This window comes from Actinoplanes sp. KI2, assembly GCF_025630775.1.
GTDB lineage: Bacteria > Actinomycetota > Actinomycetes > Mycobacteriales > Micromonosporaceae > Actinoplanes.
The window spans coordinates 65,366-91,876 of sequence record NZ_JAOSZE010000043.1 but is presented as its reverse complement, the minus strand read 5'-3'; the positions used below and the strand labels follow the sequence as shown (position 1 = coordinate 91,876).

Sequence of the window (26,511 nt, the reverse complement as noted above, 5' to 3'; positions counted from 1 at the left end):
CTAAGCCCGAGGCCATCTGCTTTCCTGCCATCGGGACGAGCCGACCCTCAAGGTCAACCTCACCGTCACCCTCAACCCTCGACCTCAAGTTGAGATTCACCCCTCTCATCACCCGCGACGCGGCCTTCGGCGGGCGGGTCGTCGCAGCCCCGAACGCCCGCAACCGTCGAACCCCCGCAACCCTCGAACCCCCGCAACGCCGGAGCACCGCTGCCGCCACCGCGCAGAAGCGCCACAGCCCCCACCGCGCAGGAACACCGCAGCCCCACCGCGCAGGAGCACCACAGCCCCCACCGCGCAGGAACACCGCAGCCCCACCGCGCAGGAGCACCACAGCCCCCAGCGCGCCGGAGACCGCAGCCCTGCCTTGCCGTGCGCTGCGGTGCCGGAGCACCGCACTGCAGGGCGCCGCAACGCCAAGCACCGCACCCAGACACACAACTCGCTCCGTCTGAGCGCCACAGCCGCCGAGCACCGCAACTCCCAGCGCCGCCGGCCCAGCGCATCGCAGCCTCCCAGCCCCGCAGCGCGGGAGCGCCGGACCTGCGGAAGGGTGGCCCGGGTCGTCCGGGCTGAACTCGACGCCTCACGCGACCGACAACTGTTGGCTACCTCCGCGTGGCAGTGTCTGGGGTCATGGAGCTTCGAAACGGGATCGGGCTGCGACCGCTGGGAACCACGCCGGCCGAGTTCGAGCAGGACATGCTGAGCAACCTCTACTACCGGCGTGGCACCACCGTGGAATCGGCGAGCGCGCAGGACGCGTACGAGAGCCTGGCGCTCACCGTGCGGGACCGGCTCGCGGCCCGGCGGGCACGGACGGCCGCCGCACAATTCGCGGCGAATCCGCGCTGGGTCTACTACCTCTCCGCCGAGTATCTGCTGGGCCGCCAGCTCGAGCAGAATCTGCTCTACTCGGACACCGGCGAGGTCGCGGCGGCCGCGCTCAAGACGCTGGGGCTCTCGCCCGACGAGGTGGAAGAGCTCGACGTCGAGCCCGGCCTGGGCAACGGCGGCCTGGGCCGGCTCGCCGCCTGCCTGCTCGACGCCATGGCTACGCTTGACATCCCCGCAGTCGGCTACGGCATCCGCTACGACTTCGGCATCTTCAAGCAGGCCTTCACCGACGGCGCGCAGGTGGAAAAGCCGGACGATTGGGCGTTCCAGGGCAACCCGTGGGAGTTCCCCGCCCCGGACGACCGCCAGACCGTCTTCTTCTACGGCCACACCGAGCGCGACGCCGACGGCAACACCACCTGGGTGCCCGGCGAGGTCGTGCTCGGCGAGCCCAGCCACATGCTCGTGCCGGGCTACGGCACCGAAACGGTCAACATCGTCCGGTTGTGGAGCGCCCGCGGCAGCGAGTCGTCGTTCGACCTCTCCCGCTTCTCGGCCGGGCAGTACGCCGAGGCCGTCGCGGCGGCGGTCGAGGCGGAGACCATCAGCAAGGTGCTCTACCCCGACGACAGCACCCAACGAGGCCGAGAACTGCGCCTCAAGCAGCAGTACTTCCTGGTCTCGTGCGCGCTGCGGGACATCATCCGCCGTTTCCGGCTGCGCAACTCGTCCTGGACCGACTTCGCCGACAAGACAGCGATTCAGCTCAACGACACCCACCCCACGTTGGCGATTCCCGAGCTGATGCGACTGCTGGTGGACGAGGAGCGGCTGTCCTGGGACGAAGCGTGGTCGATCACCCAGCGCACCTTCGCGTACACCTGCCACACTCTGCTGCCGGAAGCCCTGGAGACCTGGCCGGTAACGCTCTTCGAGCGCCTCCTCCCCCGCCACCTCGAGATCATTTACCTGATCAACGAGGGGCTTCTCGCGAAGGTCCGCACCCGCTTCCCGAACGACCTTGATCGTGTACGCCGCATGTCGCTCATCCAGGAAGAGCCGGAGCGCCGGGTACGGATGGCGAACCTCGCCTGCGCCGGCACCAGCGCGGTCAACGGCGTCGCGGAGCTCCACTCCCGTCTGCTGGCCGAGACCACCCTGCGCGACTTCGCCGAGCTGTGGCCCGCGAAGTTCCGCAACGTCACCAACGGCGTCTCGCCCCGCCGCTTCGTCCGGCTCGCGAACCCCACCCTCGCCGACCTGATCACCTCGTCGCTGGGCGGCTCCGGCTGGATCAACGACCTGGAACGGCTCGACGGCCTCGCCGAGCTGGCCGATGACCCCGAGTTCCGCGCCCGCTGGCGAGAGATCAAACGCGCCAACAAGGTACGCCTGGGCCTCGGCGACCCGGACTCGTTGACCGACGTGATGGTCAAGCGGTTCCACGAGTACAAGCGGCAGCAGCTCAAGCTCCTGCACGTGATCACGCAGTACCACCGCATCAAGAACAACCCCGGCGCCTCGTACGTGCCGCGCACGGTGCTCTTCGCCGGCAAGGCGGCTCCCGCCTACCACGCCGCCAAGTCGATCATCCGGCTCATCAACGCGGTCGCGGCCGTCATCGACGCCGACCCAGCGGTCTCCCCGTACCTCAAGGTGGTCTTCCCGCCGAACTACAACGTGACCCTCGGCGAGCTCATCATCCCCGCCGCCGACCTGAGCGAGCAGATCTCGCTGGCCGGCAAGGAGGCCTCCGGCACCGGCAACATGAAACTCGCCCTGAACGGCGCGATCACGATCGGCACCCTCGACGGGGCGAACATCGAGATCCGCGACCGGGTCGGCGCCGAGAACTTCTTCCTGTTCGGCCTGGACACTCCCGGCGTGACCGAGCTGAAGTCCACGGGTTACCACCCACGCGGCTACTACGCCTGGGACGACGAGCTGCGAGCCGCCCTCGACGCGATCGCCGCCGGCGCCTTCGGCGGCGTGGGTCAGGAGGTCGCAGCCTCCCTGCTGGACCACGACGAATACCTGACCCTCGCCGACTACCGCGCCTACATCGACTGCCAGGCCGAGGTGGACCGCGCCTGGCAGGACCAGGACCGCTGGACCCGCGCCTCGATCCTGAACACGGCCCGCACCGGCTTCTTCTCCGCCGACCGCACGGTCCGCGACTACCTCTCCACCATCTGGCACGTGGATCCGATCCGAGTCAGCCACCCCTGACCCCTGCACCGCACGGTCCGCGGCTACCCCGCCACCATCTGCCGACCGTCCTGCTGTCGGGGTCGACCGGCCACGCGCAGGACGTTCTGCTCGGTCAGGCCTGCGTCGGGCGGGCACGTGAACCCGGTCCGGGTCACCCACGCCTGGCCACGGTGCCGCACTGCGGCGCGCCCGCGCCGCGCGCGACAACGCCCTCACCGCGAGAGACAACGCCCTCACCGCGGGAGACAACGCCCGCACCGCGGGAGACAACGCCCGCGCCGCGGGAGACATCAATCGCGCCGCGGGAGACATCACTCGCGCCGCGGGGCGGCCGATCATGGTGTGCATCTCAGGCGTCCCGGCGTCGTAGGGCGACGTAGCCCGCCAGCAGAGAGATGGCTGTCCAGAGGGCCATGATGCCGAGGCCCAGCCAAGGCCCGTACGGCCGGCCGAACCGTGGATCGCCGGCCGGGCCGGTGAGGTGCATGACGACCATGCCGGCCTGGTCGGGCAGATACTGCGCCACGGCCTTCACCCTCGGCACGTTGCCCAGGCCCTGCGACCCCAGGAACAGCAGCGGCAGGAGCACCGCGAGGGTAGGAATCGATCCGCGCAACAGCATGGCGACGCCTGTGGCAAACAGGTAGATCAGTGCCAGGTACAGGCAGGCCCCAAGGGCCGCCTCCGGCGTTCCCGCGGAGGTGAACGCGGTGCCGTGCGGACCCAGGCCGACCTGCGCGGCGATGAAGGTGAGCGGGACGGTCACCGCAGCAACCGCGCCGCCGAGTAAGCCCCCGGCCAGCACCTTGCCGGCGTAGAAGAGGCCACGTCGAGGCACTGCGGTCAACGACGTACTTATCGTGCCGCTCGAATACTCGCCGGTGACCACGAACGCGGCCAACACGACCAGGGCCAATTGACCCAGGGTGAGGCTGTAGAAGGTGGCGAACAGCGGATCGAAGCTCGCCCGGGCGTCCGCGGTCATCTCGTCGAAGCCGGCGCGGAAGCTCGATCCGACCAGGTAGGCCAGGCCGACACTCAGCGCGATCGCCGACGCTAGCGTCCAGATCGTCGACCGCAACGAGCGGATTTTTATCCACTCGGCGGTGAGCAGGGCGATCATCGGCGATCACCGCCCGCCCGGTGCACGGTCGATTCCTCGGTGAGCGAGAGATACGCGTCTTCGAGAGTGGTGAAGCCCTCGCTGCTGATCAGCTCGCCGACCGTGGTGTCCGTCAGGAGACGGCCGCGGCCGATGATGACGAGCCGATCGGCGGTCAGCTCCATCTCGCTCATCAGATGGCTGGAGATCAGCACCGTGCGGCCCTCGGCGGCAAGGGAACGCATCAGCTCTCGGACCCAGCGGACGCCCTGCGGGTCAAGGCCGTTCACCGGCTCGTCAAAGATCAGGACACCCGGGTCGCCGAGCAGGGCTGCCGCTATGCCGAGCCGTTGTCGCATGCCGAGCGAATAGCGCCCGACTCGACGCCTGGCCACATCGGTGAGGCCGACCTGGTCGAGCGCGGCCGTGACTCGGCCCGTCCCGATGCCGTTGGTGCGGGCCAGCCAGCGCAGATGCTCGACCGCGGAGCGGCCGGGGTGCACCGTATTTGCATCGAGCAGGGCGCCGACCTCGCGAAGCGGGTGGTTGAAGGAAGAGTAGGCCCGGCCCTTGACCAGGGCCGTGCCGGCGGTCGGCGCGGCCAGACCCAGCACGACGCGCATGGTGGTGGTCTTGCCCGCGCCGTTCGGGCCGAGGAAGCCGGTAACCATGCCCGGCTCGACGGTGAAGGAGAGCTCGTCGACGGCAACCGCGTTGCGGTACCGCTTGGTCAGCTCGTTGACCTCGATCACGACGGCTACGATGCCGCAGCGCGGCGCCGGACACATCGGACCACGGTCCCTCATACCGTAGTCCGAGGCGCCTGTCGGCCGCCGCGGCTACCCTGGCCGCCGTGGACCGCATCCCCCGGCTGAGCAGCCGCAAGCTGATCGCGTTCGACGGCCTGGCCGCGATCGCGTATCTGGTGCTGTTCGCCCCCACCGCGGTCGGCGATGCTGGTCTACCCACGCGGGTTTCCGTCCCGCTCATGGTGGTGATCGGGATGCCGCTCGCCCTGCGCCGGGTGTGGCCGGCGCCCGTCTTCATGGCTGTCCTCGCCGCCTCGGTGGGCGCGCTGATCCTTGGAGTGCTGGCCGATCCCTTCGTCGCGGCCTCCTTCGCGCTCTATCCGGTCGGTCTCGCCGCCGGCCGCTCCCGGCTGTCCATCAACCTGACCGGCGGGATCGCAATCGTCATCCTGGTCGTCGGCTCGGTGGCCGGCACCCCCTACGGCGCTTCGCCCCGGCTGCGCACCGCCGTGCTTGGCGTCGGTTTCCTGGCCGGTGCCTGGACCGCGGGCCAGGCCGTGCGGGCGCGCCGGGCGGAGTCTGCCCGCGCCGCCGCTGAGCTGGCCGACCGTGCCGTCGCCGAGGAACGGCTGCGGATCGCGCGGGAGCTGCACGACGTGGTCGCCCACAGCATGAGCATCATCGCCGTGCAGGCCGGCACCGCCAACCACGTGATGGCCGTACGCCCCACCGAGGCGCAGGAGGCGTTGCGCGCGATCGAGTCCACGAGCCGGACCGCCCTCACCGAGATGCGGCAGCTGCTCGGGGTGCTGCGATCCGGGGCGCGGGGCGTCGAGTTCGCCCCGCTGCCCGGCCCGTCCGGCCTGCCGACGCTGGTGCGACGGGCCGAGGAGGCGGGCGTGCGGGTCAGGCTCGACCTGCGCGGCACCGAGACGTTGCCCGGGGGCATGGCCCTGTCGATCTACCGGATAGTTCAGGAGGCTCTGACCAATGTTGTTCGTCATGCCGCACCCACCAGCTGCGAGATCTCAGTGACCGTCGAGGCTGGAGAGGTCCGCATCGAGGTGACCGACGACGGCCGGCAGGTCGGCCCGAGGGCGGACGACCGACGCGCCAGCCCAAGCGCGGACAACCAGCGCGCCAGCCCCGGCGCGGACAACCGACGCGCGAGCCCAGGCGCGGACAACCAGCACGCCGGCCCAAGCGCGGACAACCGATGCGCCAGCCCAAGCGCGGACCACCAGAACGCCAGCCCAAGCCCGAACAACCAGCGCGCCAGCCCAAGCGCCGACGACCGGGCTCAGGCTCGGATGTCTCCGGGCGGACGGGTCGGGCACGGACTGATCGGGATGCGGGAGCGGGTGTTGATGTATGGCGGGTCGTTCCAGGCCGGGCCGCGACCGGAGGGTGGGTTTGCCGTGTCCGCACGCCTACCCTGTGCATCGTGAACGGGCCGATTCGCGTGCTTATCGCCGACGACCTCACTCTGGTTCGGCATAGCTTCCGCTTGCTCGTGGAGACAGCGCCCGACATGGAGGCAGTCGGCGAAGCCGGCAACGGGGTCGAGGCGGTCGCACTCGCGGCCGGCGTTCGGCCCGATGTGGTGCTGATGGATATTCGAATGCCGGAAATGGACGGCATCGAGGCTACCCGGCGCATCTGCTCGGCACGGGCGCCCGGGTGTGGGCCGCGGGTGCTGGTGCTGACCACGTTCGATCTGGACGAGTATGTGTACGGCGCGCTCCGCGCGGGGGCCAGCGGCTTCCTGCTCAAGGACGCGCCACCGGCCGATCTGCTCTACGGCATTCGCGTCGTCGCGGGCGGCGAGAGTCTGCTGGCGCCGACCGTGACGAGCCGGTTGATTTCCGAGTACGCGCGGAATTTGCCGCCGGTCCGCCCGGTCGGCCGTGAGATCGAGGGGCTGACCGATCGCGAGCGCGATGTGCTGCTGCTGATCGCGCGCGGCCTGTCCAATCCGGAGATCGGCGACCACCTCAACCTTCGGCAGACCACGGTCAAAACGCACATCGGGCACCTGCTCGCCAAACTCAACGCCCGCGACCGAGCCCAGCTGGTGATCGCCGCATACGAGTCCGGTCTGGTGGTTCCGGCCCCCAGTTGAGACTGAGTATCGAGGAGGAATCTGGAGCAGATTTCGACGATGGTGGAACGGGCCGCTGCCGCCGCCAGCGGCATCCGACTCGAGACGCACCCGGCCGCGCTGGCGCCGTCAATGGCTGACGCGGCACCGGCCCGGGCGGTCGCGGGCCGGTGCCGTCGCAACCCGGGGCGGTCGCTGGCCGTGCGGCCGCCGGGAGCCGGTGCCGTCGCCAGCGGGGCCGCCGCAAGCCGGGGCGGTCGCCGGCCGTGCGGCCGCCGGGAGCCGGTGCCGTCGCCAGCGGGGCCGCCGCAAGCCCGGAGCGCTCGCGAGCCGGTGCCGCCGCAAGCCCGGAGCGCTCGCGAGCCGGTGCCGCCGCGAGCCGGAGCGCTCGCGAGCCGGTGCCGCCGCGAGCCGGAGCGCTCGCGAGCCGGTGCCGCCGCGAGCCGGAGCGCTCACGAGCCGGTGCCGCCGCGAGCCGGAGCGCTCACGAGCCGGTGCCGCCGCGGCCGGAGCGCTCACGAGCCGGTGCCGCCGCCGGCCGGGGCGGTCGCCGACCGGGGCGGTCGCCGGCCGCGGCGGTCGCCGGCCGGGGCGGTTATGGGGTGTTGCAGGTGATGGTGGCTGTGGCTGGTGTGCCGGATCCGGTGTAGCCGAATGTAGTGGTGGCGTTGGCTGGTAGTGAGCCGTTCCAGGAGGCGTTGTGGACGGTCACGGTTGAGCCGCTGGTGGTGTATGTGCCGTTCCAGAGTTGGGTTACCTGCTCGCCGTTGGTGAAGGTCCACTTGGCGGTCCAGGTGGAGATCGGGGCGTTGCCTGCCTTGACTGTGACCGTGCTCTGGAAGCCGCCGGACCAGGTGCTGACTACGGCGGATGAGGCGGTGCACGCGCCGGTCGGGGCTGTGGTGGGCGGCGTTGTCGGAGTGGTGGTGGGCGGGGTGGTCGGTGACGTGGTGGGCGGCGTTGTCGGAGTGGTGGTGGGCGGGGTGGTCGGTGACGTGGTGGGTGGGGTCGTCGGGAAGGTGCTGCCGCCGCTGGTTGTGTAGGTCGTTGCCGTGTACGCCGTGGAGCACTGGGTGCCGCAGGAGGACGGGAGGGAGAAGCTGTATACGCGGCCGCCGTTGATGAGTTGGTCGTTCACGTCGCGTACGCGGATCTGGAAGTTTGTTGCGCCTGAGGTTAGGCCGGCGATGATGTAGGACTCGCCCATGTCGCTGTTCATCTTCGCGGTCTGCCACGTGCCGCCGGAGTAGTACTCGACGCCGTGGATGCCGTTCGCCAGGTGGGAGACGGCGATCGCCGGCCAGTAGGCTTGCGCGCCCTGGAGGAAGCCGATTTTGATGTCGCCGGTGTAGTTCGGGGCGGCCACGTACTGCCAGCTGATGTGGCGGTTGTTCCAGTGGTTCGGGTACATGTCGCCGACGGCGGAGCCGTTGCGGGCGAATCGGTTGAGCGAGTCCTTCGCCAGGTCCAGGTGGTTCGGGTCGTCGCGGCACCAGGCGTTCGAGTCGCCGCAGCTGTCGGCCACGATCATCGTCAGGGTGGCGCCGTTGTAGGCGTCGCTCACCCATGAGCCGTTGCGGCAGAACGCCTGGTTCTGTGCGCCGTCGTTCACGCCGGTGCAGTAGTCGCCGACCGTGACCTGCACGTAGCGGCCGCAGTTCAAGCCGTTGTTCCACTGGCCGACCTTGGACGCGTCGGTGACCGGGCGCGGATAGAAGTTGTAGTCCCCCGGCGTGTTGTAGACGTTCAACGCGACGAAGTCCTGCGAGTCCAGCTGGGCCTGGGGCAGACCGCAGCCGCCGTACGGCGCGCCGAGCGCATCGAAGTAGGTGGCGTTGCCGGTGACGGTGTCGGCGCTGGCCGGCATCGCGAACTGGAACGCGAACAGCACGAGCGCGGCGGCGGCCGCGACCGCCGCCGCGAGACGCCGATATCGACGACGGACCATGACGGGTTCTCCTTCGGACGGCCGCTCGGTGGATGGCGGCAACGCGACTGGGAGCGCTCCCAACAGTCGCGGCGTCAGCATAGACCCGGCTCGATGAAAAGCGGAAGGGGCCGCAAACGGAGACGGGGAGGATGGGGTACAGCAGAAGGGGACCGGGGGAAGGGGAAGACTAGAAGGTGGGCTCCCACGGCCCGTCGACCGGCGTCGCCTCGGTGTCGCTCTCGACCGGCCATGGGGGCATGGTCGCGGCGACGACCTCCAGCCTCGACTCGCCCGCCCGGAACTGGAACGCCGTGCCGACCGGGATCGTCAGGCAGACCCCGGGGCGCAGGGCGACCGTCTCCGCGATCGAGCCCGATCGACGCCACATCGCGCCGTCGCCGGCCACCACGTACCAGATCTCCTGAACGGTCGCGTGGACGACGGCGCGCGCCACCTCGCCGGGCTCGAGACTGAAGTGGGCGAAGCTGCCAGCACCGGGGATGACACACAGCGGACGGACCGCCGATCCATCCGGTGCGGCGATCACCGGCGCTCCCTGGAGGGACAGCGTCTCGAACGGCTCATTCATGCGACCCCTCCAGTGCGGTTCGCTTCCACGGAGAAAGCGCAATCTCGGTAGCCCGCTCGACGGCAATTCTCAGGGCCTCCGGATCGTCGGGCCGATCAGGATCCTCGAACAGGGCCAGCAACGCCCCCGTCACCGCCCCGGTCAGCGCCCCGGCCAGCGCCGCCGCGGAGACCGCGTCGAGCTGTGCCGGATACGCCGCCTGCAGGTGGCGGGCGATCTGCCGCTGCCCGGCCAGCTGAAGCTGCAGGCCCCGGCCCATGAGCGCCGGCACCGAGAGCATCAGCCGCATCCGCAGCCGCGCCGTGCGGCCGGTCAGGTCGGTGCTCTCCGCGGTCACCTCGCGCAGCGCCCGCACCAGCACCTCGGCCGGCCCCTCCCCCGGCGACCGGCTGTCGATCGCGGCGACGGTGGCCCGCAGCCGGGCGTCGGTCTCCGGGAACAGCACATCCTCCTTGGTCGGGAAGTAGCTGAAGAAGGTCCGCGTCCCGATCTCGGCGGCGGCCGCGATGTCGGCGACCGTCGTCCGCTCGTAGCCGTTGCGCTCGAAGAGGTCGACGGCGGCATCGACGAGGGCCTGCCGGGTCCGGGCCCGCTTGCGTTCACGCAGTGACACGATCCACATCCTACGGCACCGATGGCAAGTCAGCACTCATTGCAAGTCTGCACTCAGTGCAGTTATGGTGAGAAGCATGCGAAACGTGCTCATCGTGGGGGCCGGCGTGGCCGGTCCGACCCTGGCGTACTGGCTGGCCCGCGCGGGCTTCCGGCCGACGGTGGTGGAGCGGGCGCGGGGTCAGCGCTCCAGCGGCAACCCGGTCGACGTGCGCGGACCGGCCCTGCCGGTGGCCGAGCAGATGGGCGTCGTCCCGGCGCTGCGCGAGGCCGCCACCACGGTCACCGCGATGCGATTGATCGACTCACGCGGCCGGCGCCGGCAGCGGCTGCCGATGCCGGCCGGCCGCAGCCCGGCCGGGACCGCGGAGATCGAGGTGCCCCGGGCCGATCTCGCGAGCATCCTGTACGCGGCGGCGCGCGACCACGCCGAGTTCGTGTTCGACGACACGATCACCGGGTTCACGCAGGACCCGGCGGGCGTCGATGTCACCTTCGAGCGGTCCGCGCCGCGCCGGTTCGACCTGGTGGTCGGGGCCGACGGGCTGCACTCGGCCGTCCGGCGCCTGGCGTTCGGGCCGGAGGCGACGTTCGTGCGGCACCTGGGGGTCTACGTGGCGACCACGCCGCTCGGCGAGCCGGTCGACCATCCCGGCGAGGCGCTGATGTACAACACGCCCGGCCGGTTGATCTCCGTGCATCCGTCCCGGGACCACGCGCTCCTGGCGTTCATCTTCCGGGGCCCGGCCATCCCGGGGTTCGACCATCGGGATGTCGCACTGCACAAGCGGGTGCTGCTTCACGCGTACGCAAATGATCGGAATTGGCTTGTCCCGACCTACCTGGAGCGCGTCCGTGCGGCGGAGGACCTCTATTTCGACAGCGTCAGCAAGGTGGTGCTGCCGAGCTGGAGCAACGGGCGGGTCACGCTGCTCGGGGACGCGGCCGCGTCGGTCTCGTTGTTCGGCGACGGGTCGAGCATGGCGATGGCCGGCGCGCTGACGCTCGCGAACGCGCTGAAAAACAGCGGCCCAGCCACGGCACTCAAGCGCTACGAGACGGAACACCGCCGCCGCACCGACCCGAAGGGGCGTCGTGCCCGCCTTGCCGCCGCGATGATCGTGCCCAGCACCCGCCCGGGCATCGCCGTCCGCAACACGGCGGCCCGACTTGCCTACCGACGCTAGGCGGCCGCGCCCCGCAGGAACGCGTCCACCAGCGCCTCGGCGAACCCCTCCGCCGGCACCGCCGGGTTCCAGCGGAACATGTTCTGCATCATCGACGGGCCGTTGAGCATCAGCAGCGCGAGCTCGACATCGAGGTCGGCCCGCAGCTCGCCGGTGGCCACCCCGCGCCGCAGCACCTGCCGTGTCACCTCGCGGCGCGGCTCCATCACCGCCCGCCACATGTCGTGCAGGCTGTCGTCCCTCAGGAATTCCGGCATCAGGCACACCGCGGCCTGGCCGAACCGCAGCGACCGGCCGGTGCGTGACGCCTTCAGCAGCATCACCAGGTCGTCGCGGACCGACTCGCCGGCCGGGACCGGCAGCGGCCCCTTCATCGAGGCGACCGCGTCGATGATCAGCGCTTCCTTGTTCGGCCAGCGGCGGTAGATCGTCGCCTTGCCGACCCCGGCCTTCGACGCGACCGCCTCGATCGAGATGGCGGCGACGCTGTGCCCGCCGCTGAGCAGCTCGAGCACCGCGTCGAGGATGGCCTCGTCGGCCTGCGCACTGCGAGGCCGGCCAGGAGCCTTGCGGTCCTGACCGGTCTCGTTCACAGCGGTGGTCATGGCGTTCATTCTTACTTACGGGTCACGCCTCGACCAGTTCCACGCCCTGCTCCTCGGCCAGACCCTCGGCCGAGGACGCGGCGGGCGCCGCGGCCGGGCGCTTGCCCGGCAGCCAGAGCACCGCGACGACCGCGCCGAGCAGGGCGACGATGACGCTGCCGATCGACGCGTAGTGCATGGCGGTGACGAACGAGTCGTTGGCGCCGTGGATCAGGGCCGGACCGGCGGCGCCGGCCTTCTCGGCGACCGCGTACGCCCCGGAGATGGACTCGCGGGCCGCGCCCGCTGCTGCCGCCGGCAGGCCGTCGGTGGCGGAGCCGAGCTGGTCGCGGTAGACCGAGGACAGGACCGCGCCGAGCGTCGCCACGCCGAGCGCGCCGCCGAGCTGGCGGATGGTGTTGCTGACCGCGGAGCCGACGCCGGCCTTCTCCCGGGGCAGCGCTGCCATGATCGTCTCGGTGGCCGGCGGCATCACGTTGGCCATGCCGACGCCCATCACGAAGAACGCCGCGCCGACGATCCAGATCGGCGTGGTCGCGTCGATGAACAGCCACGCCGTGAGCCCGGCCGCCACCAGCAGCAGGCCGGTGGTGCTGACCGCCTTGGGCCCGAACCGCTTGACCATCGCGGCGCTGCGCGGGGCGAACACCATCTGGGCGACCGCGAACGGGACGAACAGCGCGCCGGAGGCGAGCGGGCCGTAGCCGCGGACCAGCTGCAGGTAGAAGGCGCCGAAGAACATCGCGCCCATGGCGGCGAAGAAGATCAGGCCGATCATGCCGGTCGAGGCCGCGAAGGTCTTGTTCGTGAACAGCCGCACGTCCAGCGACGGGTACGCGATGCGGCGCTCCCAGAGGACGAAGCCGATCAGCACCACGACCGAGGCGGCCAGCGTGGACCAGGCGAGCGTGTAGCCGAAGCCGTCCTCGCCGCCCTTGATCACGCCGTAGGTGAGCAGGCCGATGCCGACGATCGACAGGAGCACGCCGACCACGTCGATGCGCCCCGGCTTCGGGTCGCGCGACTCCGGGATGATGACCAGGCCCAGGACGATGCCGGCGGCCACGATCGGCACGTTGATCAGGAAGACCGAGCCCCACCAGAAGTGCTCGAGGAGCAGGCCGCCGACGATCGGGCCGATCGCGACGCCGAGGCCGACCGCGCCGGCCCAGACGCCGATGGCCCGGCCGCGCTCGTGCGGCGCGAAGACGTTCGCGATGATCGACAGCGTGGCCGGCATGACGGCCGCCGCGCCGAGGCCCATCAGGGCGCGGGCGGCGATCAACTGGCCGGCGGAGTCCGCGTACGCGGAGGTCAGCGAGGCGATGCCGAACAGCGCGAGGCCGGTGATCAGGGTGATCCGGCGGCCGAGCCGGTCGGCCAGGATGCCGGCGGTGAACAGCAGACCGGCGAAGACCAGCGTGTACGAGTTGATGGCCCACTCGAGCTGGCTCTGGGTGGCGCCGAGCCCGCGCACCGGGTCGGCGATCGTGCGCAAGGCGACGTTGAGCACCGTGTTGTCGAGCACGACCACGAGCAGACTGATGACCAGGACGCCGAGGATGACCCAGCGCCTCGGGTGGCCGGTTTGCACAGCGGCAGGAGTGTCCATGTGGGTTCCCCGCAATTTCGAAACGAGACGGTTCCGTATCCGAAGGGAACGCTAGTCCTCGAGGAAGCGAAACGGAACGTCTCCGTATCGGAATGTGAGGCAACCCACCCGCAACCGAGCGGACCTGTTCCGGATCGGGGACAAGCCGATCAGTGACGTATGTCCACCGGGAGATTCGGCTGGCTGCGCAACGCGGGCCGGCTCCGTCGCGACGACTGGGTGCGCCGACATCGGCTGCTGACCATGTTGCTCGCCGGCACGGTCGTCGGTCTAACCATTTTCGGCGTGCTCAGCGACGAGGGGCTGACCCGGTCCTGGCTCGTGACCGTCCTGGTGGTGCTGCCCTGCGTGGTCGCCGCGGCCCGGCTCCCCGGACGCCGGTTGCCCTCGGTCGCGGTCGCGCTCGGTCTCACCGCGGCCTGCGGCGGGTTCGTGGCCATGTGCCACGGCCTCACCGAGGCCCATTTCACCTTCTTCATCGCGGTGGCCGCGCTCGCCCTCTACCGGGACTGGGCGCCGTTCGGGGTGTTCCTGGTCGCCACCACCCTGCACCACGGGATCCTCGGCTCGCTGCTCAACGGCAGCACCTTCGACCACGGCCACGCCGACGCCGGGTTGCACCCGATGCTGTGGGCACTGCTGCACGGCGTGGCCGTGCTCTTCTGCGCGTCGTTCCTGGTGGTCGGCTGGTACCTGGCCTCGGCCGAGGAGCGCCGGGCCCAGGACAACCTGGACGACAGCCAGGCCCAGCTGGCGATCGCGTTCGACGAGACCCCGGTGCCGATGGCGATGCTCGCCGTGGACGGTCGCCTGCTGCGGACCAACTCGGCGTACCGGAAATGGTTGCGTCTGCCGGACGTGCTTCCGGACGGCTTCTCGGTCGCGGACCTGCCGATCACCCCGATCGGGGACGTGCCGCCGCTGTTCGACGAGTTGCTCCGGCACGACTCGGTCAACGCGACCCGCGCCTACCGCCGGAACGACGGCTCCACCACCTGGGTCGAGGTGCACAGCTCGGCGATGCACGACAAGCACGGCCGGCTCAAGCTGATCGTGGTGCATCTGATGGACGTGACGGCGACCCACCAGCACAACGACGAGCTGCGCCGGCAGGTGCGGCACGACCCGCTGACCGGGTTGCTCTCCCGGCAGGGCTTCGAACAGGACCTGGCCGCGATGATGGCGGACACGCCCGGCCCGGCGAGCATCCTCTATCTGGACGTGGACCGGTTCAAGTCGGTCAACGACGGCTCCGGGCACGCGGCCGGCGACCTGGTGCTGCGCTCGATCGCGGCCCGGCTGCACGGGCTCGTGCCGCGCGGCGCCCTGCTGGCCCGCTTCGGCGGCGACGAGTTCGTGGTGGCGCTGCCGGGCGGACTCGACGCGGGTGCGCCGCTGGGTCACGCGATCGTCAAGGAGCTCGCCGAGCCGACGCCGGTGGCCGGGCACGTGCTGGCCCTGTCGGCGAGCGTGGGCCTGGCCGTGGCCACCGAGCCCGGCTGCGCGGAGGACGCGGTGCTTTCCGCGGACACCGCCATGTATGCGGCCAAGCGCGGCGGCGGCAACCGGATCCAGGTCTTCAGCGACCAGATGCGGGTCGCCGTGCAGGACCGGATCGTGGCCGAGAAGCTGCTGCGCGAGGCGCTCAACGGCGACCGGCGGGAGACGTTGCCGGTCTGGTTCCAGCCGATCGTGGCGACGGAGACCGGCGAGATCCTCGGCGCCGAGACGCTGGTCCGGATGCGGACGCCGGACGGCGAGATCCACGGCCCGAACAGGTTCGTGCCGGCCGCCGAGGAGACCGGCCTGATCGTGCCGCTCGGCGAGCACGTGCTGGTCGAGGCGCTGCGCCACCTCGTGGAATGGCGCGACCGGCTGCGCTACGTGACGGTCAACGTGAGCCCGCGGCAGCTGGCCGAGCCGGACTTCGTGCCGCTGCTCGCCGGCCTGCTGGCGGACAACCCCGAGCTGGATCCGCAGCGGCTGGTCCTGGAGATCACCGAGACCGCGCTGCTGGTCGCCTCGGTCGACGTCGAGGAACGCCTGGAGGCGATCAAGGGCCTGGGCGTACGGATCGCGCTCGACGACTTCGGCACCGGCTACAGCTCGCTGACCTGGCTGCAGTCGGTCCCCGCGGACGTGGTGAAGCTGGACCGCTCGTTCGTGGCCGGCCTGTCCGCCGATCCGCGCAAGACCTCGATCATCCAGGCCGTGCTCTGGCTGGCCCGCGCGCTGGGCATGTCGGCGGTGGCCGAGGGCGTCGAGGACGAGGCCGACGTGCACACGTTGCGCGAGGCCGGCTGCCCGCTGCTGCAGGGTTATCTGTTCGGCAAGCCGATGCCGCCGGCCGACTTCGCGGCCCGCCTTCAGCGCTCCAGGATGGCCACCACGCCCTGACCGCCGGCCGCGCAGATCGAGATCAGGCCGCGGCCGGAGCCCTTCTCGGCCAGCAGCTTGGCGAGGGTCGCGACGATCCGGCCGCCGGTGGCCGCGAACGGGTGGCCGGCGGCCAGCGAGGAGCCGTTGACGTTGAGCTTGGCCCGGTCGATCGAGCCGAGCGGCGCGTCCAGGCCCAGCTTCTCCTTGCAGAACGACGGCGACTCCCAGGCCGCGAGGGTGGCGAGGACCTGCGACGCGAACGCCTCGTGGATCTCGTAGAAGTCGAAGTCCTGCAGGGTGAGCCCGTTGCGAGCCAGAAGCCGGGGCACCGCGTACGCCGGGGCCATCAGCAGCCCCTCCTCGCCGTGCACGAAGTCGACGGCGGCGTCCTCGGCGTCCACGAACCACGCCTGCACCGGCAGTTTGTGCTGCTCGGCCCACTGTTCGCCGGCCAGCAGCACGGTCGAGGCGCCGTCGGTCAGCGGCGACGAGTTGCCCGCGGTCATCGTCGCGTCCTGTTTGCCGAAGACCGGCTTGAGCTTGGCGAGCTTCTCGATCGTCGTGTCGCCGCGCAGGTTCTGATCCCGGGTGAGCCCCAGATAGGGCGTCACAAGATCATCGAAAAAGCCGCTTTCGTACGCCGCGGCCAGGCGCTGGTGTGAGGCGAGTGCGAGCGCGTCCTGGTCCTCCCGGGTGACGCCCCACTTCAGCGCGGTGATCGCCGCGTGGTCCCCCATGGACAGCCCGGTGCGCGGCTCGGCATTGCGCGGCACCGCCGGCTGGAACGCCTGCTGCGGCCGGAGGCGGGCGATCGCCTTCAGCCGGTCGGGCAGTGTCCGCGCCCGGTTGAGCGCCAGCAGCGCGCGGCGCATGTCCTCGTTGAGCTGCAGCGGCGCGTCCGAGGTGGTGTCCACGCCGCCGGCCACGCCCGCGTCGATCTGGCCCAGCGCGATCTTGTTGGCGACCAGGATGGCCGCCTCCAGGCCGGTCCCGCAGGCCTGCTGGATGTCGTACGCCGGGGTGCGCGGGTCGAGCCGGGAGCCGAGCACGGTCTCGCGGGTGAGGTTGAAGTCGCGGGAGTGCTTGAGCACGGCGCCGGCCACCACCTCGCCGAGCCGCTCACCGGCCAGGCCGAACCGGGCGACCAGGCCGTCCAGCGCGGCGGTCAGCATGTCCTGGTTCGAGGCCTCGGCGTACTTGCTGTTCGAGCGGGCGAACGGGATCCGGTTTCCACCCAGCACGGCGACGCGACGCACGCTCTGCACGGCAATCTCCTTCACTTCCAAAGCCTACTGACGAGTAGGCTACGCGCATGGGAGACAGGTACGCGAACTTCGCGAACTTTGGCATGGGCCGCGGCGTCGTCAAGCGGCTCGGGCTGCCCGATCCGCCCCGCCTGCGGCGGTACCAGGTCGGCGACCCGCTGACGAACGGCCCGGTGCTGCTCGGCGCGGCCCCCGGCGGCCGGCTGGCCGACGTCGTCGGCAAGCTCTTCGACACCACCACGGCCTTCGATGAGCAGACCAGGTACGGCGCTCTCGTCTTCGACGCCACCGGGATCACCGACTCGACCGGGCTGCGCGCGCTGTACGACTACTTCCATCCGGCCGCGCGCTCGCTGCGCGGGTCGGGGCGGGTCATCGTGCTGGGCACCCCGCCCTCGTCGGCGGCCACCCCGCGGGAGGCGACCGCGCAGCGCGCCCTGGAGGGGCTGACCCGCAGCATCGGCAAGGAGTTCGGGCGGGGCATCACCGCCCAGCTCGTCTACGTTTCGCCCGGCGGCGAACCCGCGATCGAATCCACGGTGCGCTTCCTGCTCAGCGGCCGATCCGCGTACGTGTCGGGCCAGGTCATCCACGTCGGCGCCGGCAGCGCGCCGGCCCCGGCCGACTGGGACCACCCGCTCGCCGGGAAGACCGCGCTGGTCACCGGCGCCGCCCGGGGCATCGGCGCGGCCATCGCCCGGGTGCTCGCCCGGGACGGCGCCGACGTGATCGCGCTGGACGTGCCGGCCGCCGGGGACGCGCTCGCCGGGGTCGCCAACGACGTGCGCGGCCGGGCGGTCCAGCTCGACCTCACCGCGCCGGACGCGGCCGAGCGGCTCGCCGGGCACCTCACCGGGCTCGACATCCTGGTGCACAACGCGGGCATCACCCGGGACAAGACGATCGCCCGGATGGACGAGAGCAGGTGGGACTCGGTGCTCGAGGTCAACCTGTCCAGCCAGGAGCGGATCAACGACCTGCTGCTGTCCCGCGACCTGATCAACTCGGGCGGCCGGCTCATCGGCGTGGCCTCGATCGCCGGGATCGCCGGCAACCGCGGGCAGACGAACTACGCCACCAGCAAGGCCGGCGTGATCGGGCTGGTCGAGTCGATGGCGCCGGTGCTGGCCGAGCGGCACATCACGATCAACGCGGTGGCACCCGGGTTCATCGAGACCGCGATGACCGCGAAGATGCCGCTCTTCCTCCGCGAGGCGGGGCGGCGGATGAACAGCATGTCCCAGGGCGGCCTGCCGGTCGACGTGGCCGAGACGATCGCCTGGTTCGCGTCGCCGGGCTCGGCCACCGTCACCGGGAACGTGGTGCGGGTCTGCGGGCAGAGCCTGCTGGGAGCGTGAGCCGATGGACGTCGTCGAGCTCTCCGCGGATCCGGCCGGCATCTATCTGAAGGCGGCGCTCGGGCTGCTGCCCACCCGGCGCGGCTCGTCCCTCCCGGCCCGGGAGATCGTGCGGCGGGCGGTCGCGGTCGACCTCGCCCGGCTCGCCCGCTACAACCGCGTCTGCGGGTTCCGGCTCGGCAACCCGCTGCCCGCCACGTATCCGCACGTGCTCGCGTTCCCGCTGGCGATGGCGCTCATGACGGCGTCGGACTTTCCGTTCCCCGCGGTCGGGATCGTGCACGTCGCCAACCGGATCACGGTGCACCGGCCGGTGGCCACCGCGGAGCGGCTCGATCTGCTCGTCCATGCGGAGAACCTGCGCTCCCACGACCGGGGACGGGTGTTCGACATGGTGGCGACCGCGGCCGTCGACGGCGAGACGGTGTGGACCGGCGTCTCGACGTACCTCTCGAAGAACGCGGGGAAGAGCGCGGGGCGCGGGAAGCGCGACTACCCGCCGGCGCCCGCGCCGACAGCGATCTGGGGCGTGCCGGGCCGGGTCGGGCGCGACTATGCCGCCGTCTCCGGCGATCACAATCCGATCCATACGTCGCGGATCGGGGCGAGGCTGTTCGGGTTCGCCCGGCCGATCGCGCACGGCATGTGGACCAAGGCGCGGGCGGTCGCGGCCCTCGAGGGACGGCTGCCCGCGGCGTACACCGTGGACGTGGCGTTCAAGCAGCCGATCACGCTGCCGTCGACGGTCGGATTCACCGCGGTCGAACGCGCGGACGGATGGGATTTCCGGGTGGACGGAAAGCGTCCGCATCTTGCGGGCCAGGTTACGCCACCGTAACGTTACCGACGAGTACGATCGTCTCGGCCCGGAGAGGTGTCCGCGCGCATGGAATTCTGGCTCGATCTCAATGAGGAGCAAACGGACCTGCGCGATTGGGTGCACGGATTCGCCGAGGGCGTGATCCGGCCGGCCGCTGCCGAATGGGACGAGCGCGAGGAGACGCCCTGGCCGATCCTGCAGGAAGCCGCAAAGATCGGCCTCTATGGTTTCGAGTTTCTCGTGAACACCTGGTCGGACATGTCCGGCCTGAGCCTCCCCCTGGTGAACGAGGAGCTGTTCTGGGGCGACGGCGGGATCGCGATGGCGATTTCCGGTACGTCGCTGGCAGTGGCGGCGATCTATGGCTCGGGCACCCCGGACCAATTGGTGGAATGGGTGCCGCAATGCTTCGGCGACGCCGCGGAGCCGGCCGTGGGCGCGTTCTGCTCTACCGAGCCGGAGGCGGGATCGGACGTCGGGTCGATGAGATCCCGGGCGGTGTACGACGCCGCCAAGGACGAGTGGGTGCTCAACGGGCAGAAGGCGTACGCGACCAACGGCGGGATCGCGAAGGTGCACGTCGTCACCGCGTCGGTGGACCCGTCGCTGGGGTCCCGCGGGCAGGCGGCGTTCATCGTGCCGCCGGGCACGCCGGGGCTGGTCGGCACGAGGAAGCTGAAGAAGCTGGGGCTGCGGGCCTCGCACACCGCGGACGTCTTTCTCGACGACGTACGCGTGCCCGGAAGTTGCCTGCTCGGCGGCAAGGAGGCGCTCGACGAGCGGCTGGCCCGGGCGCGCTCGGGGCAGCGGGCCTCGCGGCAGGCGGCGATGCGGACGTTCGAGCTGTCCCGGCCGGCCGTCGGCGCGCAGGCCATCGGCATCGCCCGGGCGGCCTACGAGTACGCGCTGGGGTACGCGAAGAGCCGGGTGCAGTTCGGGCGGCCGATCATCGAGAACCAGGCGATCGCCTTCGCCCTCGCCGACATGCGAACGGAGATCGACGCGGCCCGGCTGCTGGTGTGGCGGGCGGCGTGGATGGGCCGCAACGACCGGCCGTTCGAGGCCGGTGAAGGGTCGATGTCCAAGCTGAAGGCCGGCGAGGTCGCGGTCGCGGTCACCGAGAAGGCGGTGCAAATTCTCGGCGGGGCCGGGTATCTGCGCGAACATCCGGTCGAGCGGATGTTCCGGGACGCCAAGATCTATACCATTTTCGAGGGAACCAGCGAGATCCAGCGGCTGGTGATCTCCCGGGCCATCTCCGGAATGCCCATCCGGTGATGGACGCGCCCTTCGTGGTTGCCACGATGGCGCGCCGCGGGCTGTTGCGGCCCGGGCCGCCGCATCGGGTCCTGCAACAATTCCGGGAACTCGGAAAATGGGGCTACGGGCTCGCCGGGGAACTGCGGCAGGCCGCCGCCCGGTCCCCTTCCCGGGTGGCCGTGGTGGACGCCTCGGGCGCTTCCTGGACGTACGCGGAAATGCTTGATCGATCTGGCCGGCTCGGTGCGGCGTTGCCCATTTCGGCCGGCGATCGGGTCGGCGTGCTGTGCCGCAACTCGGCCGACATGATCGTAGTGCTGATCGCGGTGGCCTCGGTCGGCGCCGACCCGGTCCTGATCAATACCGGGTTGTCGTCGTCGCAGCTCGCCGCGGTGATCTCCGCGCAGGAGCTCACGTCCGTCGTGCACGACGCGGATTTCGCCGGGCTCCTGCCCGGGTTCTCCGGGGCCTTGGACGTCGGCCGGACCGCCGAGCTCATCTCCGCCACGCACGCGACCGTCCTGTCGCCGCCGGCCCGGCCCGGGCGCACCATCGTGCTGACCTCGGGGACCACCGGCATGCCGAAGGGGGCGCAGCGGCCCACCCCCGGCGGGTTCCGCCCACTGTGCTCGATCATCGACCGGATCCCGCTGCGGGCCGGGGTGCGGATGATGATCGCGGCTCCGCTCTTCCACACCTGGGGCTTCGCCGGCCTGCAGATCGCGCTCGCGCTGCGCGCCACGGTCGTGCTGCGCCGGCGGTTCGAGCCGGCGCCGGTCGTGGAGCTGATGCGGGCGCAGCAGTGCACGGCCCTGATCGCCGTACCGGTCATGCTGCAGAGCCTGATGGAGCTGGCGCCGGACCTGCCGCTGCCGCCGCTGGAGATCGCCGCGGTCAGCGGGTCGGCGCTGCCGGGCGGGCTGGCGACCCGGTTCATGGACCGGTACGGCGACATCCTGTACAACCTGTACGGCTCGACCGAGGCGTCGTGGGCGTCGATCGCCACCCCGGCCGACCTGCGGGCCGCGCCGGACACCGCCGGGCGGCCGCCGCACGGGACGGCGGTGGCGGTGCTCTCCCCGTCCGGCGAGCCGGTTCCGCAGGGCACGACCGGCCGGCTGTTCGTCGGCAACGAGATGCTCTTCGAGGGCTACACCAACGGCAGCTCCCGGGAGCTGCGCGACGGCCTGCTCGCCACCGGCGACCTGGGCCACGTGGACGCCGACGGCCGCATCTTCGTCGACGGCCGCGAGGACGACATGATCGTCTCCGGCGGCGAGAACGTCTTCCCCTCCGAGGTCGAGGGCCTGCTCGCCGACCTGCCCGAGGTGCTGGAGTGCGCCGTGGTCGGCGTCCCCGACCAGGAGTACGGCCAACGGCTCGCCGCGTACGTGGTCCTCCGCTCCCCCGCCACCCTGGAGGCGGACGCGATCCGCTCCTACGTGCGCGCCCATCGGGCCCGCTTCTGCGTGCCGCGCGACATCGTGTTCCTCGACGCCCTCCCCCGCAACGCCACCGGCAAGGTGGTCAAGCGCGACCTGCCGCGCTGACCGCGGTCTCGGTTGCCCGTCCGGGCAGTGTTAATTGACAACTGCCGATGTCACAGCTTTGTTAACTATATGACAACGTGGCGTTCGCTCCCGGCCGCCGGGGCTGTCCTGGCGGTGGCGGCGACCGTTCTTCTGCAGGCCGGGACCGTCTCGGCAGCGCGGGCGGCCGCCATCTGCAACCGTTACTGCGACGGCCGCGACCCGGCGCTCGCGCCCGTCGACCGCGTCCCGGTGACCGCCGGCCTGTACGGCCGCGTCGTCAAGCTGCACGTCAACGACACCGACGCGATGGCCTCCGGCTCGGTCGAGAACGGCTCGCCGGGCGACGAGGTCTGGCTGGACCGGTCGTTCGACGGCGGCCGTACGTGGCCCGACGGCTCGAGGCTCGGCGACGCCACGATCGCCGCCGGCGCGACCGCCCGGCGCACCGGCCAGTTCAACGTCGACGACTGGGGCAGCAACGGCGTCGGCGCACTACGGGCCTGCGGAAAGGCCGGCGACCGGCCGGAGATCGTCTGCACCGCATGGGCGCGCAGCACGTGGAACGCCTGGGACCGGCGCACCGCGGCGGCCACCGCACTGATGATGCGCTTCGACCGCGGCACCGGCCTGTTCGACACGAACGGCTGGTGGACCGGCGCCAACGCGCTGACCGCGATCATCAACAACATTCAGCGCAGCGGCATGAACAGCTACCGGTACGCGATCGCGAGCACGTACGACAAGCAGGTCAACGCGGCCTCGGGCCAGTTCCGCAGCACGTACCTCGACGACACCGGCTGGTGGGGGCTGGCCTGGGTGGCCGCCTACGACCTGACCGGCGACAGCCGCTACCTGAACACCGCCCGCTCCGACGCCGACTGGATGTACGGCTACTGGGACTCACGCTGCGGTGGCGGCGTCTACTGGAACACCGGCCGCAGCGCCAAGAACGCCATCACGAACAGCCTCTACATCCAGCTCGACGCCGCGCTCAGCCGCCGCATCGCCGGGGACACCACCTACCGGCAGCGGGCGCAGGCGGGCTGGACCTGGTTCCAGAGCACCGGCATGCTCAACGGCAACAACCTGGTCAACGACGGCGTCAACCTGTCCACCTGCAAAAACAACGGCGACGTGACCTGGACGTACAACCAAGGGGTTTTGATCAATGCGCTCGTCGAGCTGAATCGCCTGACCGGTGACGCCGGCGCCCTGGCCACCGCGCGCCGGATCGGCGACGCCCTGACGACCAGCGGCTACCTGTCGCCCGGCGGGATCCTCCGGGAGCCCAACGAGCCGGATGCCTGCAGCGGCGACGGGGTGTCGTTCAAGGGAGCCGCGATCCGCGGACTCGGCGTCCTGAACGCCACGACCGGCGGCGCCTACAACACCTATCTTCAGCGCAACGCCGACAGCGCGTACGCCAACGACCGCGACAGCCTCGACAGCTACGGCTCGCACTGGGCGGGCCCGTTCCGGGGCACCAACCACGGCTGCCAGCACAGCGCGGTGGACCTCCTGAACGCCGCACCGTGAGCCCGGGCTATTCCTCGCCGGAGAACCGCTCCCACGCGGATTGCCGGGTGATCCGCAGGGCCGCGCCGATGCGCGCCCAGGTCACTCTCCGTTCCCGCAGGATGGTGACCAGTCGCTGGAGGCTGGCCTCGGTCTGCGCCCCGGCCGCCGCGACGCGCGGAAGCTGATCGAGGATCTGCTCGTCGGTCATCTCGTCCTCCCAGGCGGACAGCCGGGCCGCCGAATCGATGGGGTCCTGCCCCTCGGACCGGAGGACGTCGTTGCACAGCTCGACACATTCGTTGCAGATGTACACGCCGGGGCCGGCGATCACCTTCTCGACGGCCGAGCTCGGCTTGGCGCAAAAGGAGCAGCACAACGGGCTGGCCGTGGCGGCGGCGGGCGTCTCGCTGGTCATTTCTTCCCTCCGGCGGTCGCAGTCTGTCAGGTAAGCCCTGACACCGTCAGGCTACACCTGACAGCGTCCTTGCGCGACCCCGCCGGCCGATGGCATGATCCACCGCCGATGACCTCTGATATCGATGCCGCGGAGGACTGGCTCGACGCCTGGGTGGCCGGCGTTAGTCAGCAGGCCGCGCGGACGGCGGACCTGGCCCGGCAGGTGTCGGCATTGACCGGGCAGGCCCGCAGTGCCGACGGTGCCATCACGGTGACGGTCGGGTCGACCGGCCAGGTCGAGGACCTCGACCTCACCGACGAGGTGCACGGGCGCTCCGGCCGCGAGCTCAGCCGGGAGATTCTCGCCGTCATGCGGGCCGCGCAGCGGCGGCTGAGCGAGCAGGTCACCGCCGAGGTGGACCGCACCGTCGGCGCGGACACCGAGACCGGCCGGGCCGTCGTCGATGGGTTCGCCCGGCGTTTCCCCGCGCCGCCGGAGCCGTCCGATGAGCGGTGACATCGTGCAGTTCCCGGCCGCCGCGGTGCGCCGGCACGCCGGCAGCGTCGAGGCGGTCGCGGACGCGGTCGAGCAGGCCCGGTCGGCCGTGCGGGAAGTCACCATGGACACCGGCGCCTACGGCCGGCTGTGCCAGTTCCTGCCGGCCATCCTCGAACCGGCCTTCACGCTCGCCGTGCAGGCATTGGGCGAGAGCGTCGACGGACTGCAGGAGACCGCCCTCGGACTGCGGGCGGTGGCCGACGGCACCGAGACCACCGACGCCGCCAACGGACGGCGGATCGCCGCCGCCGGTCCGGCGTCGACCCTGCCGGAGCTGCCGCTGTGAGCAGCCCGCTGGTCGTGCAGGCGCACGACTCCACCCAGTGGAACACCGGGCTGGGCCTGGTCGAGGACGCCTACCAGATAAACAGCGGCATCCAGAACCACAGCTGGGTGGACGGCACCCTCGGCGGGGTCGGCACCAGCCTCGACATTCTGTCCCTGGCGATCGACCCGCTGGGGTCGCTGGTGTCGTGGGGCGTGTCCTGGCTGATGGAACACGTCCGGCCGCTCAAGGAGGCGCTCGACTGGCTGGCCGGTAACGCCGACGAGGTGGCCGCCCACGCCGCCACCTGGAAGAACGTCGCCGCGTTCACCGACGCGGCCCGGCAGGACTTCGTGGCCAGGGTGCGGCAGGAGGTCGCCGGCTGGTTCGGCTCGTCCGGCGACGCCTACCGCGACCACGCGGCCGCGCACGCGTCCGCGCTGGAGGGCATCGCGGTCGCCGCGCAGGGCATCTCCTACGCGGTGGAGGGCGCCGGGCTGCTGGTCGGGCTGGTCCGCGGCATCGTCCGGGACCTGATCGCCCAGTTCGTCGGCACCCTCGCGGCCCGGCTGCCGCAGTGGCTGGCCGAGGAGGGTCTCACCCTGGGCATCGCCACCCCGGTGGTGATCGGGCAGGTGTCGACGCTGGTCGCCACCTGGGTCAACAAGATTCAGCATTTCGTACGGGCGCTGCTCAACAGCCTCCGCAGACTGCACCCGATGATCGACAAGCTGGGCGAGACGCTGACCGGGCTGAAGAACCTGCTCGCCCGGCTGTCCAGGTCCGCCCCCGACGGCGCCCCGGCCGGTCGCGGGGCACCGCACGACCCGCTCGCGCCGAAGGCTCCCGAGGACTACACGTACAACATGGTGGAGAACCCGGGGCCGCTCGCCGAGGGTGCCACACCGCCGGCCGCGAACTTCGCCGGCGGCCGCTACGACGAGGTCGAACTGGCCGACGACCGGGTGCTCTACCGCGGCGGGGAGAGCGGCGGCAACCCGTTCGGCCGGTGGTTCACCACCGAGCCGCCGCAGAGCGTCGCGAGCGTGCGGATCGACTCGGCGGTCAAGCCGGTCTGGCTCGACGCCGACGGCGGCTGGATCGGGACCTCCAACGTCGACGCCGTGTATGCGATCAACATTCCGGCCGGGACCAAGGTGTATCCGGGCCCGGTAGGGTCGATGGGCGGCGTCTACGTCGGCGGCGGCCAGCAGATCTACATTCCCGAGCCGTGGAAGGGCGGCACCGTGGTCGGGGAGACACCACTGCCATGACACCGACCGATCCCCGGCAGCGGATCGCCGCCGCCGTACCGATCGCGGCGCAGTTGCGCGACCTGGCGCTGCGGGAGGCCGACCCCGGGTTCCGGCTGGGCTGGTACGACCGGCTGCGCCGGCTGCTGGACATCCTCGAGACCGACGACGACCCGGACGAGGTCCTCAAGTACGCGGCGCTCACCTTCGACCAGCTGTACTCGGGCGGCCGCAACTTCGGCGACTTCATCATCTACCGGGCCGACCCGCAGGAACGTGTCGCGGCGAACGAGCGGCTGGCCGCGTTGACCGGCGAGCTGCGGCGGCTGCTGCACGACACGTGATCTACGGTTTGCGGTGAAGAACCTCGA

23 protein-coding genes are annotated in these 26,511 nt (G+C 71.0%); 14 read left to right on the top strand and 9 right to left on the bottom strand.

Features of this window, described 5'->3' with window-relative positions; translation table 11 throughout:
- Positions 1 to 636: 636 nt before the first annotated feature.
- On the top strand, positions 637 to 3,066 hold the full coding sequence (locus ODJ79_RS36375) for a glycogen/starch/alpha-glucan phosphorylase (RefSeq protein WP_263028208.1): 2,430 nt from the start codon (positions 637 to 639) through the stop codon (positions 3,064 to 3,066).
- A gap of 331 nt (positions 3,067 to 3,397) precedes the next feature.
- Here the strand turns inward: ODJ79_RS36375 and ODJ79_RS36370 are convergent, their stop codons facing one another.
- Positions 3,398 to 4,171: an ABC transporter permease subunit gene (locus ODJ79_RS36370; protein ID WP_263028207.1), complete on the bottom strand. Its 774-nt coding sequence runs from the start codon at positions 4,169 to 4,171 to the stop codon at positions 3,398 to 3,400.
- Complete coding sequence (locus ODJ79_RS36365; RefSeq protein ID WP_263028206.1) at positions 4,168 to 4,902, bottom strand: ABC transporter ATP-binding protein; 735 nt, start codon at positions 4,900 to 4,902, stop codon at positions 4,168 to 4,170. The genes ODJ79_RS36370 and ODJ79_RS36365 overlap by 4 nt, the downstream gene beginning before the upstream one ends.
- 101 nt (positions 4,903 to 5,003) lie before the next feature.
- On the opposite strand from ODJ79_RS36365, the gene ODJ79_RS36360 reads away from it, so the two are divergent.
- Positions 5,004 to 6,347, top strand: coding sequence for a histidine kinase (locus ODJ79_RS36360; protein ID WP_263028205.1), 1,344 nt, complete (start codon positions 5,004 to 5,006; stop codon positions 6,345 to 6,347).
- Positions 6,344 to 7,021 carry a response regulator gene (locus tag ODJ79_RS36355; RefSeq protein WP_263028204.1) on the top strand — a complete coding sequence of 226 codons (678 nt, stop codon included), beginning with the start codon at positions 6,344 to 6,346 and terminating at the stop codon, positions 7,019 to 7,021. Before ODJ79_RS36360 ends, ODJ79_RS36355 begins: the two co-directional genes overlap by 4 nt.
- A gap of 574 nt (positions 7,022 to 7,595) precedes the next feature.
- Here ODJ79_RS36355 and ODJ79_RS36350 read toward each other — a convergent pair.
- From ODJ79_RS36350 to ODJ79_RS36340, 3 genes are all read right to left on the bottom strand, one after another.
- Positions 7,596 to 8,948, bottom strand: a complete 1,353-nt coding sequence (locus ODJ79_RS36350) for a cellulose binding domain-containing protein (protein WP_263028203.1) — start codon at positions 8,946 to 8,948, stop codon at positions 7,596 to 7,598.
- 169 nt (positions 8,949 to 9,117) lie between these two features.
- Positions 9,118 to 9,519 carry a cupin domain-containing protein gene (locus ODJ79_RS36345; protein WP_263028202.1) on the bottom strand — a complete coding sequence of 134 codons (402 nt, stop codon included), beginning with the start codon at positions 9,517 to 9,519 and terminating at the stop codon, positions 9,118 to 9,120.
- Entirely contained in the window at positions 9,512 to 10,141 is a 630-nt protein-coding gene (locus ODJ79_RS36340; RefSeq protein ID WP_263028201.1) for a TetR/AcrR family transcriptional regulator, read from the bottom strand. The genes ODJ79_RS36345 and ODJ79_RS36340 overlap by 8 nt, the downstream gene beginning before the upstream one ends.
- A gap of 67 nt (positions 10,142 to 10,208) precedes the next feature.
- Between ODJ79_RS36340 and ODJ79_RS36335 the strand changes: the two genes are divergently transcribed.
- On the top strand, positions 10,209 to 11,318 hold the full coding sequence (locus tag ODJ79_RS36335; protein ID WP_263028200.1) for an FAD-dependent monooxygenase: 1,110 nt from the start codon (positions 10,209 to 10,211) through the stop codon (positions 11,316 to 11,318).
- On the opposite strand, the gene ODJ79_RS36330 is transcribed toward ODJ79_RS36335, so the two are convergent.
- Both ODJ79_RS36330 and ODJ79_RS36325 read right to left on the bottom strand, forming a co-directional pair.
- Complete coding sequence (locus tag ODJ79_RS36330) at positions 11,315 to 11,923, bottom strand: TetR/AcrR family transcriptional regulator (protein WP_263028199.1); 609 nt, start codon at positions 11,921 to 11,923, stop codon at positions 11,315 to 11,317. The two genes, ODJ79_RS36335 and ODJ79_RS36330, sit on opposite strands and share 4 nt — an antisense overlap.
- A gap of 22 nt (positions 11,924 to 11,945) precedes the next feature.
- Positions 11,946 to 13,535 carry an MFS transporter gene (locus ODJ79_RS36325; RefSeq protein ID WP_263028198.1) on the bottom strand — a complete coding sequence of 530 codons (1,590 nt, stop codon included), beginning with the start codon at positions 13,533 to 13,535 and terminating at the stop codon, positions 11,946 to 11,948.
- A gap of 159 nt (positions 13,536 to 13,694) precedes the next feature.
- Between ODJ79_RS36325 and ODJ79_RS36320 the strand changes: the two genes are divergently transcribed.
- Positions 13,695 to 15,932: a putative bifunctional diguanylate cyclase/phosphodiesterase gene (locus ODJ79_RS36320; RefSeq protein WP_263028197.1), complete on the top strand. Its 2,238-nt coding sequence runs from the start codon at positions 13,695 to 13,697 to the stop codon at positions 15,930 to 15,932.
- Here ODJ79_RS36320 and ODJ79_RS36315 read toward each other — a convergent pair.
- Complete coding sequence (locus tag ODJ79_RS36315; RefSeq protein WP_263028211.1) at positions 15,902 to 17,179, bottom strand: acetyl-CoA C-acetyltransferase; 1,278 nt, start codon at positions 17,177 to 17,179, stop codon at positions 15,902 to 15,904. The two genes, ODJ79_RS36320 and ODJ79_RS36315, sit on opposite strands and share 31 nt — an antisense overlap.
- A gap of 47 nt (positions 17,180 to 17,226) precedes the next feature.
- On the opposite strand from ODJ79_RS36315, the gene ODJ79_RS36310 reads away from it, so the two are divergent.
- The 5 genes from ODJ79_RS36310 (at position 17,227) to ODJ79_RS36290 (ending at position 23,685) form a co-directional block, all read left to right on the top strand.
- Entirely contained in the window at positions 17,227 to 18,537 is a 1,311-nt protein-coding gene (locus tag ODJ79_RS36310; protein WP_263028196.1) for a 3-oxoacyl-ACP reductase, read from the top strand.
- Between the two features lie 4 nt (positions 18,538 to 18,541).
- The gene (locus ODJ79_RS36305; protein ID WP_263028195.1) at positions 18,542 to 19,375 is read left to right on the top strand and encodes a MaoC/PaaZ C-terminal domain-containing protein; all 834 of its coding nucleotides are present in this window, start codon (positions 18,542 to 18,544) and stop codon (positions 19,373 to 19,375) included.
- A gap of 48 nt (positions 19,376 to 19,423) precedes the next feature.
- Positions 19,424 to 20,635, top strand: a complete 1,212-nt coding sequence (locus ODJ79_RS36300; protein WP_263028194.1) for an acyl-CoA dehydrogenase family protein — start codon at positions 19,424 to 19,426, stop codon at positions 20,633 to 20,635.
- Entirely contained in the window at positions 20,635 to 22,167 is a 1,533-nt protein-coding gene (locus ODJ79_RS36295; RefSeq protein ID WP_263028193.1) for an AMP-binding protein, read from the top strand. The genes ODJ79_RS36300 and ODJ79_RS36295 overlap by 1 nt, the downstream gene beginning before the upstream one ends.
- A gap of 69 nt (positions 22,168 to 22,236) precedes the next feature.
- Positions 22,237 to 23,685 carry a glycoside hydrolase family 76 protein gene (locus ODJ79_RS36290; RefSeq protein ID WP_263028192.1) on the top strand — a complete coding sequence of 483 codons (1,449 nt, stop codon included), beginning with the start codon at positions 22,237 to 22,239 and terminating at the stop codon, positions 23,683 to 23,685.
- Positions 23,686 to 23,692: 7 nt separating this feature from the next.
- Here ODJ79_RS36290 and ODJ79_RS47280 read toward each other — a convergent pair whose 3' ends face one another.
- Complete coding sequence (locus ODJ79_RS47280) at positions 23,693 to 24,082, bottom strand: ClpX C4-type zinc finger protein (protein ID WP_411267407.1); 390 nt, start codon at positions 24,080 to 24,082, stop codon at positions 23,693 to 23,695.
- A gap of 108 nt (positions 24,083 to 24,190) precedes the next feature.
- On the opposite strand from ODJ79_RS47280, the gene ODJ79_RS36280 reads away from it, so the two are divergent.
- Genes ODJ79_RS36280 through ODJ79_RS36265 form a run of 4 tightly spaced genes read left to right on the top strand, consistent with a single transcriptional unit; the run spans position 24,191 to position 26,484 of the window.
- Entirely contained in the window at positions 24,191 to 24,580 is a 390-nt protein-coding gene (locus tag ODJ79_RS36280) for a YbaB/EbfC family nucleoid-associated protein (protein ID WP_263028191.1), read from the top strand.
- On the top strand, positions 24,570 to 24,908 hold the full coding sequence (locus tag ODJ79_RS36275; protein ID WP_263028190.1) for a type VII secretion target: 339 nt from the start codon (positions 24,570 to 24,572) through the stop codon (positions 24,906 to 24,908). Before ODJ79_RS36280 ends, ODJ79_RS36275 begins: the two co-directional genes overlap by 11 nt.
- A complete protein-coding gene (locus ODJ79_RS36270) occupies positions 24,905 to 26,161 on the top strand; it encodes a WXG100 family type VII secretion target (RefSeq protein WP_263028189.1) in 1,257 nt (418 codons plus the stop codon). The genes ODJ79_RS36275 and ODJ79_RS36270 overlap by 4 nt, the downstream gene beginning before the upstream one ends.
- Positions 26,158 to 26,484 carry a hypothetical protein gene (locus tag ODJ79_RS36265; RefSeq protein ID WP_263028188.1) on the top strand — a complete coding sequence of 109 codons (327 nt, stop codon included), beginning with the start codon at positions 26,158 to 26,160 and terminating at the stop codon, positions 26,482 to 26,484. The genes ODJ79_RS36270 and ODJ79_RS36265 overlap by 4 nt, the downstream gene beginning before the upstream one ends.
- Positions 26,485 to 26,511 lie beyond the last annotated feature (27 nt).

Excerpts from the sequence above, each read along its gene's own strand:
- ODJ79_RS36325 (WP_263028198.1), bottom strand. The coding sequence starts at position 13,535 with ATGGACACTCCTGCCGCTGTGCAAACCGGCCACCCGAGGCGCTGGGTC.
- ODJ79_RS36305 (WP_263028195.1), top strand. The coding sequence starts at position 18,542 with ATGGACGTCGTCGAGCTCTCCGCGGATCCGGCCGGCATCTATCTGAAG.
- ODJ79_RS36300 (WP_263028194.1), top strand. The coding sequence starts at position 19,424 with ATGGAATTCTGGCTCGATCTCAATGAGGAGCAAACGGACCTGCGCGAT.
- ODJ79_RS36280 (WP_263028191.1), top strand. The coding sequence starts at position 24,191 with ATGACCTCTGATATCGATGCCGCGGAGGACTGGCTCGACGCCTGGGTG.
- ODJ79_RS36295 (WP_263028193.1), top strand. The coding sequence starts at position 20,635 with ATGGACGCGCCCTTCGTGGTTGCCACGATGGCGCGCCGCGGGCTGTTG.
- ODJ79_RS36370 (WP_263028207.1), bottom strand. The coding sequence starts at position 4,171 with ATGATCGCCCTGCTCACCGCCGAGTGGATAAAAATCCGCTCGTTGCGG.
- ODJ79_RS36320 (WP_263028197.1), top strand. The coding sequence starts at position 13,695 with ATGTCCACCGGGAGATTCGGCTGGCTGCGCAACGCGGGCCGGCTCCGT.
- ODJ79_RS36275 (WP_263028190.1), top strand. The coding sequence starts at position 24,570 with ATGAGCGGTGACATCGTGCAGTTCCCGGCCGCCGCGGTGCGCCGGCAC.
- ODJ79_RS47280 (WP_411267407.1), bottom strand. The coding sequence starts at position 24,082 with ATGACCAGCGAGACGCCCGCCGCCGCCACGGCCAGCCCGTTGTGCTGC.
- ODJ79_RS36330 (WP_263028199.1), bottom strand. The coding sequence starts at position 11,923 with ATGACCACCGCTGTGAACGAGACCGGTCAGGACCGCAAGGCTCCTGGC.
- ODJ79_RS36375 (WP_263028208.1), top strand. The coding sequence starts at position 637 with ATGGAGCTTCGAAACGGGATCGGGCTGCGACCGCTGGGAACCACGCCG.
- ODJ79_RS36350 (WP_263028203.1), bottom strand. The coding sequence starts at position 8,948 with ATGGTCCGTCGTCGATATCGGCGTCTCGCGGCGGCGGTCGCGGCCGCC.
- ODJ79_RS36310 (WP_263028196.1), top strand. The coding sequence starts at position 17,227 with ATGGGAGACAGGTACGCGAACTTCGCGAACTTTGGCATGGGCCGCGGC.
- ODJ79_RS36290 (WP_263028192.1), top strand. The coding sequence starts at position 22,237 with ATGACAACGTGGCGTTCGCTCCCGGCCGCCGGGGCTGTCCTGGCGGTG.
- ODJ79_RS36265 (WP_263028188.1), top strand. The coding sequence starts at position 26,158 with ATGACACCGACCGATCCCCGGCAGCGGATCGCCGCCGCCGTACCGATC.
- ODJ79_RS36340 (WP_263028201.1), bottom strand. The coding sequence starts at position 10,141 with ATGTGGATCGTGTCACTGCGTGAACGCAAGCGGGCCCGGACCCGGCAG.
- ODJ79_RS36335 (WP_263028200.1), top strand. The coding sequence starts at position 10,209 with ATGCGAAACGTGCTCATCGTGGGGGCCGGCGTGGCCGGTCCGACCCTG.
- ODJ79_RS36345 (WP_263028202.1), bottom strand. The coding sequence starts at position 9,519 with ATGAATGAGCCGTTCGAGACGCTGTCCCTCCAGGGAGCGCCGGTGATC.